Origin of the sequence: Streptomyces sp. NPDC058375 (assembly GCF_042723425.1) — a bacterium.
Lineage (GTDB): Bacteria > Actinomycetota > Actinomycetes > Streptomycetales > Streptomycetaceae > Streptomyces > Streptomyces durocortorensis.
Genome location: NZ_JBHXJG010000083.1, coordinates 1 through 13,024, shown reverse-complemented (window position 1 = coordinate 13,024; position 13,024 = coordinate 1). Strand labels below are relative to the sequence as shown.

General features: G+C 71.5%; 12 protein-coding genes. 9 read left to right on the top strand and 3 right to left on the bottom strand.

All coding sequences use genetic code 11. The annotated features are described in order from the left end of the window. Positions 1 to 274 precede the first annotated feature (274 nt). Complete coding sequence (locus ACFWM7_RS16060; RefSeq protein ID WP_383260740.1) at positions 275 to 430, top strand: hypothetical protein; 156 nt, start codon at positions 275 to 277, stop codon at positions 428 to 430. Between the two features lie 21 nt (positions 431 to 451). Beyond that, positions 452 to 1,024 carry a hypothetical protein gene (locus ACFWM7_RS16055; protein ID WP_383260712.1) on the top strand — a complete coding sequence of 191 codons (573 nt, stop codon included), beginning with the start codon at positions 452 to 454 and terminating at the stop codon, positions 1,022 to 1,024. A 22-nt stretch (positions 1,025 to 1,046) separates the two neighbouring features. Here the strand turns inward: ACFWM7_RS16055 and ACFWM7_RS16050 are convergent, their stop codons facing one another. Both ACFWM7_RS16050 and ACFWM7_RS16045 read right to left on the bottom strand, forming a co-directional pair. Continuing rightward, complete coding sequence (locus ACFWM7_RS16050) at positions 1,047 to 1,280, bottom strand: ferredoxin (RefSeq protein WP_383260711.1); 234 nt, start codon at positions 1,278 to 1,280, stop codon at positions 1,047 to 1,049. Then, positions 1,280 to 2,749, bottom strand: a complete 1,470-nt coding sequence (locus tag ACFWM7_RS16045; RefSeq protein WP_383260709.1) for an aldehyde dehydrogenase — start codon at positions 2,747 to 2,749, stop codon at positions 1,280 to 1,282. Before ACFWM7_RS16045 ends, ACFWM7_RS16050 begins: the two co-directional genes overlap by 1 nt. 228 nt (positions 2,750 to 2,977) lie before the next feature. Here ACFWM7_RS16045 and ACFWM7_RS16040 point away from each other — a divergent pair, with 228 nt between their 5' ends. The 6 genes from ACFWM7_RS16040 (at position 2,978) to ACFWM7_RS16015 (ending at position 10,096) form a co-directional block, all read left to right on the top strand. Further along, entirely contained in the window at positions 2,978 to 4,033 is a 1,056-nt protein-coding gene (locus tag ACFWM7_RS16040; RefSeq protein WP_383260707.1) for an MBL fold metallo-hydrolase, read from the top strand. A 352-nt stretch (positions 4,034 to 4,385) separates the two neighbouring features. Continuing rightward, complete coding sequence (locus ACFWM7_RS16035) at positions 4,386 to 5,639, top strand: prenyltransferase/squalene oxidase repeat-containing protein (protein WP_383260705.1); 1,254 nt, start codon at positions 4,386 to 4,388, stop codon at positions 5,637 to 5,639. Beyond that, on the top strand, positions 5,636 to 6,340 hold the full coding sequence (locus ACFWM7_RS16030) for an SCO2322 family protein (RefSeq protein WP_383260703.1): 705 nt from the start codon (positions 5,636 to 5,638) through the stop codon (positions 6,338 to 6,340). Before ACFWM7_RS16035 ends, ACFWM7_RS16030 begins: the two co-directional genes overlap by 4 nt. Next, positions 6,337 to 7,509 carry an energy-coupling factor transporter transmembrane component T gene (locus ACFWM7_RS16025; protein ID WP_383260701.1) on the top strand — a complete coding sequence of 391 codons (1,173 nt, stop codon included), beginning with the start codon at positions 6,337 to 6,339 and terminating at the stop codon, positions 7,507 to 7,509. The genes ACFWM7_RS16030 and ACFWM7_RS16025 overlap by 4 nt, the downstream gene beginning before the upstream one ends. Further along, positions 7,506 to 9,221 carry an ABC transporter ATP-binding protein gene (locus ACFWM7_RS16020; protein WP_383260699.1) on the top strand — a complete coding sequence of 572 codons (1,716 nt, stop codon included), beginning with the start codon at positions 7,506 to 7,508 and terminating at the stop codon, positions 9,219 to 9,221. Before ACFWM7_RS16025 ends, ACFWM7_RS16020 begins: the two co-directional genes overlap by 4 nt. Further along, positions 9,218 to 10,096, top strand: a complete 879-nt coding sequence (locus ACFWM7_RS16015; RefSeq protein ID WP_383260697.1) for an ECF transporter S component — start codon at positions 9,218 to 9,220, stop codon at positions 10,094 to 10,096. The genes ACFWM7_RS16020 and ACFWM7_RS16015 overlap by 4 nt, the downstream gene beginning before the upstream one ends. A gap of 44 nt (positions 10,097 to 10,140) precedes the next feature. Here ACFWM7_RS16015 and ACFWM7_RS16010 read toward each other — a convergent pair whose 3' ends face one another. Continuing rightward, positions 10,141 to 11,319, bottom strand: coding sequence for a steroid 3-ketoacyl-CoA thiolase (locus ACFWM7_RS16010; protein WP_383260694.1), 1,179 nt, complete (start codon positions 11,317 to 11,319; stop codon positions 10,141 to 10,143). 313 nt (positions 11,320 to 11,632) lie between these two features. Between ACFWM7_RS16010 and ACFWM7_RS16005 the strand changes: the two genes are divergently transcribed. After that, positions 11,633 to 12,886 carry a cytochrome P450 gene (locus ACFWM7_RS16005; protein WP_383260691.1) on the top strand — a complete coding sequence of 418 codons (1,254 nt, stop codon included), beginning with the start codon at positions 11,633 to 11,635 and terminating at the stop codon, positions 12,884 to 12,886. The last annotated feature ends 138 nt before the right edge of the window (positions 12,887 to 13,024 follow it).

Genomic DNA, 13,024 nt, shown 5'->3' with positions numbered 1-13,024 from the left:
GCGTCGCCGCAGTCGGATTCGAACCCTCTTTCACATCCAGCTATTTCCTCACATCGGCCACATCAGCCCATTTCGCCTCACTGAATCCGATGAGGAGAGGTTGCTCACTCCTTCGTGAGCCGCCTCGATACGCACATGATTTCCTCGCTCCCTAGAACGCATGAGAGCGTCTTCTATGAGCGCATCTAATTGGGCTCGCCTTCTCTACGACCCGCAATCCATCTAGAAATTGTACGACGAAGAGCCTGGCCTCAACGAGCGCGATCTGTTTCACGTGCTGGCGGACGAACGAGAAGACAGCATCACGCTGGGATTCAAGACCGCACACACCCCCGTGCGCATTAAGCCCGAGTGGGGAGTGAAGGAGTGCAACTCCTTCACTTTCTATCGCGTCTTTTCCCGAGTCCAAGAACTGGCCGTCCAGAGGTAGGCCGCTCCTGCACGCAAGACGGTGTCCATCCAGCGTGACCCCGACGGGAAGCTGCCGATCGCCATCGTTTTCGGAAGGGACATCCATTCTCCTTCACGCCCGTTCCGTCACCCTGTTCGCGGCATGAGAGGGGTTGGTGTAGTCATCCGAGTAGCCGGTGCCGGACAAGACCTCTCACCGTTCGACTGGCATGCCTGCGGTTTAGAGCTCGTTGACGCCGAGGTGCCGACCACGGCACCTTCCGTGACCAAGGCCATTCACATGGTCGCCGGTATCGAAGTGGAACCGACCCTGACGATCGATGCGGCGATGCCCGATGCCCTGGAGCAGCTCGATCTTCAGTGGCACGAGCAGACGTGGCCTCTGCTTGCCGCCACAAGGTCCGGAGCATTCTTCATTCTGCCGCCAGGGGGTGGTGGCGTTGCCGTCGGATGGGTTCCCGTAAAGGACATGGCTCCCCCTGGCCTGCCGTCGCGCATTGCTGCCGCCACCGGGACTCCCGAGTTTGTGGCGTTGTCCGCAGATGGGACGCACCTGTGCGCGGTAACGGCGGAAGAGTATGAGTACTGGATCATCATGCGTGCGCTCGGCTGAGCCGGGCTGCCTCCTGGCCTTCTCACTCCTCCGGCGGAAACACCATCTCCCCCGACCTCGCCAGCGTCAGCGTGATCGCCTCCACCGGGCAGCTCTCCGCCGCCGCCAGGACGTGTTCGCCCGCGTCGAGGTCCTCGGCCGTCGGGCGGGACTGGCGGGCCGAGTCCAGGTGGAAGGCGTCGCCCGCGTGGTTGACGCACATGCCGGAGCCGATGCAGACCGAGCGGTCGACCTCCACGTGCCAGCGGTCGCCCATCACGCTTCCCGGTAGCCGGCGGGCAGGTGGATCATCTTGTGCTCGAAGAACTCGCCGTAGCCCTCGGGGCCGAACTCGCGGCCCAGGCCCGAGTTCTTGTAGCCGCCGAACGGGCCGAGCATGTCGAGGCTGAAGGTGTTCACGCTGTACGTGCCCGTGCGGATACGGCGGGCGATGTCGATGCCGCGTTCCGTGTCCGCCGTCCAGACGCTGCCGCTGAGGCCGTACGGGGAGTCGTCGGCGATGCGGACGGCCTCGGCCTCGTCCCCGTACGGGATCAGGCAGATCACCGGGCCGAAGATCTCCTCGCGGGCGATCCGCATGGAGTTGTCGACCGAGCCGAAGAGGGTGGGCTCGACGTACCAGCCGCGTTCCTGGGAGGCGGGGCGACTGCCGCCCGTCAGGATCTTCGCTCCCTCCTCCTGGCCCAACTTGATGTAGTCCAGGGAGCGTTGTTGTTGGCGTTGGGCCACCAACGGGCCGAGTTCCGTCGTCGGGTCCAGGGGGTCGCCCACCCGCAGGCCTCCTGCCGCTGCCGCGAACGCCTCCGCTATCTCGTCGTACCGGGAGCGCGGGGCCAGGATGCGGGTCTGGGCCACGCACGCCTGGCCGTTGATCATCAAGGCGAACGGGACGATGCCCGCCACCGCCGCCTCCAGGTCCGCGTCCGGGAGGATCACCGCGGCCGACTTGCCGCCCAGTTCCAGGGTGACGCGGGTCAGGTTGCGGGAGGCGACCTCCATCACGCGGCGGCCGGCCGCCACCGAGCCGGTGAAGGAGACCTTGTCCACGTCCGGGTGGCCCACCAGGTACTCGCTGACCTCCCTGTCGGCCGGGAGTATGGAGAGGACCCCGGGCGGCAGGCCCGCCTCCGCCGCTATCTCTGCCAAGAGGTAGGCGTCCAGAGGGGTTTCCGGGGAGACTTTCAGGACCGCCGTACACCCGGCCAGCAGCGCCGGGGCCAGCTTCGCCGCCGCCGTGAACTGCGGGACGTTCCACGGGACGACCGCGGCCACCACGCCCACCGGCTCGCGGCGGACCAGGAGAGGGCCCAGGACTCCGTCGCGCCGTTCCTCGTACGGGAACGTCCGCGCCACCGTGATCGCCGAGTCCCAGACCATCATCGCGGCCAGCGCCTGCACCATGACGCTCGCGCTGTACGGGGTGCCGTTCTGCGCGCTGATCAGACGCGCGAACTCCTCGTGGCGTGCGGCGAAGGCGTCCTTGATCCGGGTGATCACCGCGATCCGCTCGTCCAGGCTCATCCTCGGCCACGGGCCCTCGTCGAAGGCCTGGCGGGCGGCGGCGACCGCGCGGTCCACGTCGCCCTCGGATGCGTGCGGCACGCGGCCGATGACCTGTTCGGTGTGCGGGGAGATCACCTCGATGACCTCGGTGGAGAGCGGATCGGTGAACTCCCCGCCGATGAACAGGTGTCCGTGTTCCACCAGCTCCGTACGTTCCGTCATGGCCGTCGCCTCCCGTGAGCCCGTACACCCGTACACCCGTACACCCGTACACCCGTGCACCCGTGCACCCGTGCACCCGTAACTGACTGCTCGTCAGAGCTGATACCAGTTCCTGTTCCAGGAGTCCACGGCGCGGACCGCACCCGAGGTCCGAATAATTGGTAGACCCGGGCTACCACTGGAACGAGTTCTCGTTACAGTGGAGGTCCAGGCGGAGATGGGGAGCCCATGGCACAGGTGACGCACGTGACGCAGGTGACCGACCATGGCGGCGGCGTCCACAGCATCAAGGTCCCCATCCCGGACAACCCGCTCGGGCACACCCTCGTCCACCTCGTCGACACCGACCGGGGGCCCGTCCTCATCGATACGGGGTGGGACGACCCGGCGTCGTGGGACACCCTGGTCGCCGGGCTCAGCGCCCTCTCCACCGCCGTCACCGAGATCCACGGCGTCGTCATCACCCACCACCACCCCGACCACCACGGGCTCTCCGGACAGGTCCGCGAGGCGTCCGGGGCCTGGATCGCGATGCACGAGGCCGACACCGCGATCGTCCGCCGCACCCGGGAGTCCGAGCCCGGCACCTGGCTCGACTACCTCACCCGCAAACTCGCCGCCGTCGGTGCGCCGGACGACCACCTCGCCCCGCTGCGCGCCGCCCGCAGCGGAGGGCGGCTGCGGACCCTGCCCGGGCTGCGTGCCGCCCTCCCCGACCGCGAGATCGTCCCCGGCGAGCTGCTCGATCTCGCCGGGCGGCGGCTGCGGGCCGTCTGGACGCCCGGGCACACCCCGGGCCACGTCTGCCTCCATCTGGAGGAGCGGCATCCTGCCGAGCTGGAAGGGAACGGGCGGTTGTTCTCCGGTGACCATCTGCTGCCGGGCATCAGTCCGCACATCGGGCTGTACGAGGATCCGGACGTCACCGCCGTCACCGATCCCCTCGGCGACTACCTCGCCTCGCTGGAGCGGATCGGGCGGCTCGGAGTGGCCGAGGTGCTGCCCGCGCACCAGCACGCGTTCACCGATGCAGGCGGGCGGGTGCGGGAGCTGCTGGACCACCACGAGGAGCGGCTGACCGGGCTGCTCGCGCTGCTCGCCACGCCCCTCACCCCGTGGCAGCTGGCCGAGCGGATGGAGTGGAACCGGCCCTGGGAGCAGATCCCGCACGGTTCGCGGTCCATCGCCGTGTCGGAGGCCGAGTCCCATCTGCGACGGCTCGTGAAGCTCGGCCGCGCGGAGGCCGTCCCGGGCGGGGCCCCGGTGACGTACATCGCCGTGTGACGTCCTGCCCGCTCGTGGCCCGCGCCCCGGTGACGTACCTGCCGTCCGAGCCCCCACCAGGGACAACCCCGGTGACGTACATCGCTACGCGCGCCCCCGGCCCCTCCCCCACGGACCGGTAGAGTGGGCAGGTCGTCATCATGCCCGTACAGGGGGACGCCGGTGCGAATCCGGCGCAGCGCCCCAGCCGTGACCCGTCCGCCCGACGGCAGCCGGACCGCCCTCCGCGGAGCGTGACCGGCTCGGGCCACCGGAACCCCGGTGGCCGGCACCGTCGAGGCATACGGGGCCGGAGCCCGGTGCCCTCGTGCGCCCGGGGAGTCCGGCCCTCGCAGGAGAGGCCCAGCCAGCCATGACCGTACGCCGCAGCGCAGCCGCGCTCGCGACCACCGCCGTGCTCCTGGGCGTCGCCGCCCCCGTGGCGGTCGCCGCACCGAGCCCTTCTCCGTCGGCGGACCTGCCGGCCGGGCTCTACGGCACCACGGACCCCACCTACGACGGGGTGTGGCGGCAGTCGCTCGCCTTCCTCGCGCAGAAGATCGAGTACGTCACGCCGTCGACGCAGTCGGTGGACTGGCTGGCGGGCCAGCAGTGCGACAGCGGGGCGTTCACCTCGTACCGGGCCGACACCTCCAAGCCCTGCGACGCGTCCACGGTGATGGACACCAACGCCACCGCCATCGCCGTCCAGGCCCTCGTCGAGATCAACCAGCGCCGGGACGACGCCAACAACGGGGCCGACTGGCTGAAGTCCGTGCAGAACGAGGACGGCGGCTGGGGCTACAACCCCGGCAGCCCGTCCGACGCGAACTCCACCTCCATCGTCATCGGCGCCCTGGCCCGCACCGGCGTCCCGGTCAACGAGCTCACCACCAAGAACGGCAGCACCCCGTACACCGCGCTCCAGTCCCTGGCGATCGCCTGCGGGGAGAAGGACGGCGGCGCGTTCGCCTACCAACCGGGCAAGAAGGGCGAGCTGACCGCCAACATGGACGCCACCGCGGCCTCCGTGCTCGGCCTGATGGGCAAGGGCATCGCCTCCGGCACGTCCAACGCGGTCAAGGACCCCTCCTGCACGAAGGGCGACGACCTCAGCCCGGAGCAGAGCGCCCAGAACGGCGCTTTCTTCCTCTCTGACACGCTGAAGAAGTCGCCGTACCTGGAGCAGGCCCCGATGCCCGGCACCGAGGACTCCGAGCCGCAGCCCGACTTCGGCAACACCGCGGACGCCGTCGTCGCGCTCGCCGCCTCCGGGCACGCGGACAAGGCCAAGGCGTCGGTCGCCTGGCTTCAGAAGAACGGCACCGGCTGGGCGAAGCAGGGCGGTCCGGCCGCCACCGCGCAGCTGATCCTCGCCGCGCACGCCACCGGCGCCGACGCCCGCAGCTTCGGCGGCGTCGACCTCGTCAAGCAGCTCAACTCGACGGGGCCCTCCCCGGCCGCCACCGCCCTCCCCTCGCCCACCCCGACCGGTCCGCAGCCCTCCAGCGGCACCGACAGCGACGACAGCGGGCTGAGCCTGGGGTGGCTGATCGGCATCGGGCTGCTCGCCGGCACCGGCATCGGCTTCCTGCTCAGCATGCGCGGGAAGAAGAAGCAGCCGTGAGCCCTGCACAGGCCACCGCCCGGCTGCGCGTTCCCCTCGTCGCCCTCCTGGCCGCCCTCGTCGCCGCCTCGGCCGTCCTGCTCGGCGCGGGCAGCGCCCAGGCCGCCGGGTACCGCTACTGGTCCTTCTGGGAGGGCAACGGCAAGAACTGGGAGTACGCCACCCAGGGGCCGTCCCTCCTGCGCCCGGACGACGGTACGGTCCAGGGCTTCCGGTTCGCCGTGAGCGAGGACTCGGGTGATGCAGCCCAGCCGCGCCGCGCCCCCGACTTCGGGGCGATCTGCGCGGACACCCCGGCGGAGGACGGGCAGAAGCGGGTGGCGCTGGTGATCGATCCGGGTACGTCGGCGGACGCCCCGGACGGGGAGAAGCCGCCCACCCTGCGCACCGCCTGCGCGCAGGTCGCACCGGACGCCAGCAGTGCGGACGCGCTCGCCGCGGTGGCGAAGCCGCTGCGGTACGACAACAGCGCCATGCTCTGCGCGATCTCCGGCTATCCGAAGTCCGGCTGCGGTGAGCAGGTGTCCGGCGACACCGGTAGCGCGAAGCCGTCCGACCCCGCGAAGACCACCGATGACCAAGAGAAGAGCGAAGAAGGTGACGGGGGCGGCGGCGGTCCCTCCGTCGAGCTCATCGTCGGCCTCGCCGCCGTCCTGCTGCTCGGCATCGCCGCCGTCGTCCAGGCCCGCCGCCGCCGGTGACCGCCGCCCCCGCCCCGGTCCGGTTGCTGCGCCGCGCTCTGCGCGCCCCCGAGGCGGACCGCGCCAACGCGCTGCCCGCCGGGGCGTGGTGGCTGTGGGCGCTGGGGCTTGCCACCGCCGCGTCCCGGACGACGAACCCGCTGCTGCTCGGGCTGCTGATCGGGGTGGCCGGATATGTGGTGGCGGCCCGGCGCACGGACGCGCCGTGGGCCCGCTCCTACGGGGCGTTCATCAAACTCGGGCTCTTCGTCGTGGCGCTGCGGCTGGTCTTCTCCGTCTTCCTCGGCTCGCAGATCCCGGGCTCGCACACCGTGCTGACGCTCCCCGAAGTGCCCCTGCCCGACTGGGCGCAGGGGGTGCGGATCGGTGGCCGGGTCACCGCCGAACAGCTGGTCTTCTCGCTCTACGACGGGCTGAAACTGGCCACCCTGCTGATCTGCGTCGGCGCGGCGAACTCGCTCGCCAACCCGGCCCGGCTGCTGAAGTCCCTGCCCGGTGCGCTGTACGAGGCGGGGGTCGCCGTCGTGGTCGCGATGACGTTCGCGCCGAACATGGTCGCGGATGTGGTCCGGCTGCGTACCGCGCGCCGGCTGCGGGGGCGGCCGACCGGTGGTGTCCGGGCCGTGGCACAGATCGGGCTGCCGGTGCTGGAGGGCGCGCTGGAGCGGTCGGTGGCCGTGGCCGCGTCCATGGACGCGCGCGGGTACGGGCGAACCGCCCAGGTCCCGGCGGCCGTCCGGCACACCACGAACGTCCTCACCCTGGGCGGCCTGCTCGGGGTGTGCGCCGGTACGTACGGGCTGCTGGCCGCGCAGGGGGCGGTCTACGGGCTGCCGCTGCTGCTGGCCGGTCTGGTCACCGCGATGGCCGGGCTGCGGCTCGGCGGGCGGCGCTCGGTGCGCACCCGCTATCGCCCGGACCGGTGGGGTGTGCGGGCCTGGCTGGTGGCGTGCTCGGGTGCGACGGTCGCGGCGGCGATGATCTGGGCGGGCGCGGTGGACCCGGAGGCGCTGCACCCCGGGGTCGTACCGCTGACCACGCCGGTGCTGCCGCTGTGGCCCGCGGCGACGGCGCTGATGGGGCTGCTGCCCGCGCTGGTCGCCCCCGTACCGCCGTCGAACCGGGCGGCAGCCGACAGACCAGCGCGACGCGGCAAGGAGCAGGCGTGATCAGGTTCGAGCGGGTCTCCGTGCGGTACGAGGGCACGGAGCGCCCCACACTGTCCGGGGTCGACCTCACGGTCCCCGAGGGCGAACTCGTGCTGCTGGTCGGGCCCTCCGGTGTCGGTAAGTCGACTTTGTTGGGTACGGTCTCGGGGCTCGTCCCGCACTTCACGGGCGGGCTGCTGTCGGGCCGGGTCACGGTGGACGGCCGCGACACCCGTACGCACAAGCCGCGCGAACTGGCCGATCTGGTCGGGACCGTGGGCCAGGATCCGCTGGCGCACTTCGTCACGGACACCGTCGAGGACGAGCTCGCGTACGGCATGGAGTCGCTGGGGCTCGCCCCGGACGTGATGCGCCGCCGGGTCGAGGAGACCCTCGACCTGCTGGGCCTGGCCGAGCTGCGCGACCGGCCGATCGCGACCCTGTCGGGCGGCCAGCAGCAGCGGGTGGCGATCGGCTCGGTGCTCACCCCGCACCCGAAGGTGCTGGTGCTGGACGAGCCGACCTCCGCGCTGGACCCGGCGGCGGCCGAGGAGGTCCTCGCGGTGCTCCAGCGGCTGGTCCACGACCTGGGCACGACCGTGCTGATGGCCGAACACCGGCTGGAGCGGGTGGTGCAGTACGCGGACCAGGTCGTCCTGCTGCCCGCGCCGGGCGCTCCCCCGGTGATGGGGCCGCCCGCCGAGATCATGAAGGTGTCGCCGGTACGCCCGCCGGTGGCCGAGCTGGGCCTGCTGGCGGGCTGGGATCCGCTGCCCCTGTCGGTACGGGACGCCCGGCGCGGGGCGGACGGGCTGCGGGAACGGCTGGCGGGGGCGAGGGTGCCGGTGCGGACGGACGTTCCCTCGGCGTCGGGCCAGGTGCCGGAATCTGTGCCGGTCGCGGCGGAGCGGCCGCGCCCCGGCCGCCTTGCCCGGCTCCTGGGACGAGGGCCGGTCACCCCGGCCGCCACCGACCCGGTCACCCGCGTCGACGGGCTCGGGGTGCGGCGCGGGCGGGTCGAGGCGCTGCGGCGGGTGACGCTCACCGTGGCCCCGGGCGAGACGGTGGCCCTGATGGGACGCAACGGGGCCGGCAAGTCCACGCTGCTCGGCGCGCTCGTCGGCATGATCGAGCCCACCTCCGGCACCGTGCGCGTCGGCGGCCTGGCCCCCGCCCGGACGGACCCCCGGGCGATGGTGCGCCGGGTCGGCCTCGTACCGCAGGAGCCGCGCGATCTGCTGTACGCGGACACGGTGGCCGCCGAGTGCGCGGCCGCCGACCGGGACGCGGGCGCGGCGGAGGGCACCTGCCGGGCGCTGGTCTCGGAGCTGCTGCCGGGGGTCGGGGACGACACCCATCCCCGGGACCTCTCCGAGGGGCAGCGCCTCGCGCTCGCCCTGGCGTTGGTGCTGACGGGTCGGCCGCCGCTGTTGCTGCTGGACGAGCCGACGCGGGGTCTGGACTACGCGGCGAAGGCCCGGCTCGTCGGCGTACTGCGCGGACTCGCGACCGAGGGGCACGCGATCGTCCTGGCGACGCACGACGTGGAGCTGGCGGCGGAGCTGGCGCACCGGGTGGTGATCCTCGCGGACGGGGAGGTCGTCGCGGACGGCCCGACCGGGCAGGTGGTGGTCTCCTCCCCCGCGTTCGCCCCGCAGACGGCGAAGATCCTCGCCCCGCAGGAGTGGCTGACCGTGTCCCAGGTGTGCGGCGCACTGGAGGCGGGAGCATGAGCGGTACGCAGAGGGTTCGGGCTCCCCGGCCCGTGCGGCTCGGGCCGAAGTCGGTGGCCGTGCTGCTGCTGACCGGGGCCGTCGGCGTGGTCGCCTTCGGGTGGCCGCTGCTGGCGGACGCCGGGTCCGGGCTCGCGCACGCGAAGGACGCGCCGTGGCTGTTCGCGGCACTGCTGCCGCTGCTCGTCGCGGTGGTGGTGGCGACGATCTCCGAGTCCGGGATGGACGCGAAGGCCGTGGCGATGCTCGGCGTGCTGGCGGCGGTGGGGGCCGCGTTGCGCCCGCTCGGCGCGGGGACGGCGGGGCTGGAGCCGATGTTCTTCCTGATGGTGCTGAGCGGCCGGGTGCTCGGACCCGGGTTCGGCTTCGTGCTCGGCTCGGTGACCATGTTCGCCTCGGCGCTGCTGACGGGCGGGGTCGGGCCGTGGATGCCGTTCCAGATGCTGTCGATGGGCTGGTTCACGATGGGCGCGGGGCTGCTGCCGGGGCCCGACCGGCTGCGCGGGCGGGCGGAACTGGCGATGCTCGCGGTGTACGGGTGCGTGGCGGCGTTCGCGTACGGCGCGGTGATGAACCTCCAGGGCTGGCCGCTCCTCACCGGTGTCGGCTCGGGAATCTCGTTCGTCCCGGGCGACCCGCTGCACGAGAACCTGGTCCGCTTCCTCGCCTACTGCGCGGCGACCTCGCTGGGCTGGGACCTGGGGCGGGCGGTGCTGACGGTGGTCCTGACCCTCGCGCTCGGCCCGACGCTGCTGAAGGCGCTGCGCCGGGCCACCCGCCGGGCCGCGTTCGACGCGCGGGCGGCGTTCGAGGAGCCGGGAAGCGAGCCGGGAAGCGAGTCGGGAAGTGAGCCGGGTAGGCAGCCCGAGAGATAGCCCGAGGGGACGGCCCCGGGCTCGTCAGGGCCGCCGTCACCGGGTCACAGCCGCTGGATGATCGTCCCCGTCGCCAGGGCTCCTCCCGCGCACATCGTGATCAGCGCGAACTCCTTGTCCCGGCGTTCCAGCTCGTGGAGGGCCGTGGTGATCAGCCGGGCGCCCGTCGCGCCGACCGGGTGGCCCAGCGCGATCGCGCCGCCGTTGACGTTGACCTTCTCCAGGCCGTCGAGATCCGCCTCGAACTCCTGCGCCCAGCTCAGCACCACCGAGGCGAACGCCTCGTTGATCTCGACCAGGTCGATGTCCCGCAGCGACATGCCGGCCTTGCCGAGCACCGCCCGGGTCGCGTCGATCGGACCGTCGAGGTGGAAGTGAGGGTCGGAGCCGACGAGGGCCTGGGCGACGATCCGGGCCCGGGGCTTGAGCTTCAGGGCCCGCGCCATCCGCTTGGAGGACCAGAGGATGGCCGCGGCCCCGTCGGATATCTGCGAGGAGTTGCCCGCCGTGTGGATCGCACTCGGCATGACGGCCTTCAGCCCGGCGAGCGCCTCCATCGACGTGTCGCGCAGCCCCTCGTCCCGGTCGACGAGCCGCCACATGCCCTGGCCGGCCGCCTGCTCCTCCTCGGTGGTCGGGACCTGGACCGCGTACATCTCGCGCTTGAAGCGCTCCTCCGCCCAGGCAGCGGCCGCCCGCTGCTGGGAGAGCAGGCCGAGCGCGTCGACCCGCCCCCGGGTCAGGCCGCGCTTGCGGGCGATGCGCTCGGCGGCCTCGAACTGGTTCGGCAGGTCGACGTTCCACTCGTCGGGCCAGGGCTTTCCCGGGCCGTGCTTGGAGCCGCTGCCCAGCGGCACCCGGGACATCGCCTCGACACCGCAGCTGATGCCCACGTCGATGACCCCGGCGGCCACCATGTTGGCGACCATGTGGGAGGCCTGCTGCGAGGAGCCGCACTGGCAGTCCACGGTGGTCGCGGCCGTCTCGTAGGGCAGGCCGACCGTCAGCCAGGCGTTGCGGGCCGGGTTCATGGACTGTTCGCCGGCGTGGGTGACGGTGCCGCCGACGATCTGTTCGACGCAGTCGGCCTGGATGCCGGTGCGGCCGAGAAGTTCACGGTAGGTCTCGCCCAGCAGATAGGCGGGGTGCAGATTGGCGAGTGCGCCTCCACGCTTGCCGATGGGGGTGCGTACGGCTTCGACGATGACGGGTTCCGCGGCCATGAGCTCGTCCTCTCCTCGCGCTTCCGCAGGGGGCGTCCCGGCGCCCGCGGAAGGAACTAGTACGCGTTCTAGTTCTGCAAGCAGTCTCGTGACGGTGACCCGGCTACGCAAGGGGCGTGCACGCACTGCGCGTACACCCCTCCGGTGAGGCAGCGAGGCAGCGAGGGCGCACGGGCGTCGGAGGCAACGGATCCGGCCACGACTCTTGCCACTTGTAGAACTCGTTACTACCTTGCGGGCACCTTCTGATGGAACGTCAGACAGTCGCTGCCGTCGGACGGTTCGCCGCCAGGTCCAAAGTGGAGAGGTGCCCATGCGCTGCCCCCATCTGCCCGACGGGTTCGACTTCACCGATCCCGACCTCCTCCAAGACCGTGTACCGCACCCGGAGTTCGCCCTGATGCGGGAGACCGCACCGGTCTGGTGGTGCACCCAGCCGCCGAACATCTCCGGGTTCGGCGACGAGGGCTACTGGGTCGTCACCCGGCACGCGGACGTCAAGTACGTCTCCACGCACCCGGAGTTGTTCTCGTCGAACACCAACACCGCCGTCATCCGCTTCAACGAGACGATCAGCCGGGACCAGATCGACGTCCAGAAACTGATCATGCTGAACATGGACCCGCCGGAGCACACCCGGGTCCGCCAGATCGTCCAACGCGGCTTCACCCCGCGCGCGGTGCGCTCCCTGCAGGCGGCCCTGCGCTCCCGGGCCCGATCCATCGTCGAGACGGCCCACGCGGCGGCCGACGCCGACGGCTCCTTCGACTTCGTCACGAACATCGCGGTGGAGCTGCCGCTCCAGGCGATCGCCGAGCTCATCGGCGTACCGCAGGAGGACCGGGCCAAGATCTTCGACTGGTCCAACAAGATGGCCGCGTACGACGATCCGGAGTACGCGATCACCGAGGAGGTCGGCGCCGAGGCGGCCATGGAGATCGTGGCGTACTCGATGAACCTGGCGGCGGCCCGCAAGGAGTGCCCGGCCCAGGACATCGTGAGCCAACTGGTCGCGGCGGAGGGCGAAGGCAACCTGTCCTCCGACGAGTTCGGGTTCTTCGTGATCCTGCTGGCGGTGGCGGGGAACGAGACGACCCGTAACGCGATCAGCCACGGCATGCACGCCTTCCTGACCCACCCCGAGCAGTGGGAACTCTACAAGCGGGAGCGCCCGAAGACGACGGCCGAGGAGATCGTGTGCTGGGCGACCCCGGTGGTCTCTTTCCAGCGGACGGCCAACCAGGATCTGGAGCTGGGCGGTCAGCGGATCAGGAAGGGCGAGCGGGTGGGTCTTTTCTACTCCTCGGCCAACAACGACCCGGAGGTGTTCGACTCCCCGGAGGCCTTCGACATCACCCGCGACCCCAACCCGCACCTCGGGTTCGGGGGCGGCGGCCCGCACTTCTGCCTGGGCAAGTCGCTGGCCGTGATGGAGATCGACCTGATCTTCAACGCCATCGCCGATGTGCTGCCGGATCTGCGGCTGCTGGAGGATCCGCGGCGGCTGCGTTCGGCCTGGCTCAACGGGATCAAGCAGCTCCAGGTGACCACGGCGGCGGAGTCCTGACACCGGTCCCGGACCCTGACACCGGTTACGCCAGTACAGCCGTACACCGGCACACCGGTACACCGGTCCCGAGTGGCGGCACCGGCCGCGCGGGCGGACGCTGGATGCGCGGCGATCCATGCCGAAGGGGTGCCGGGA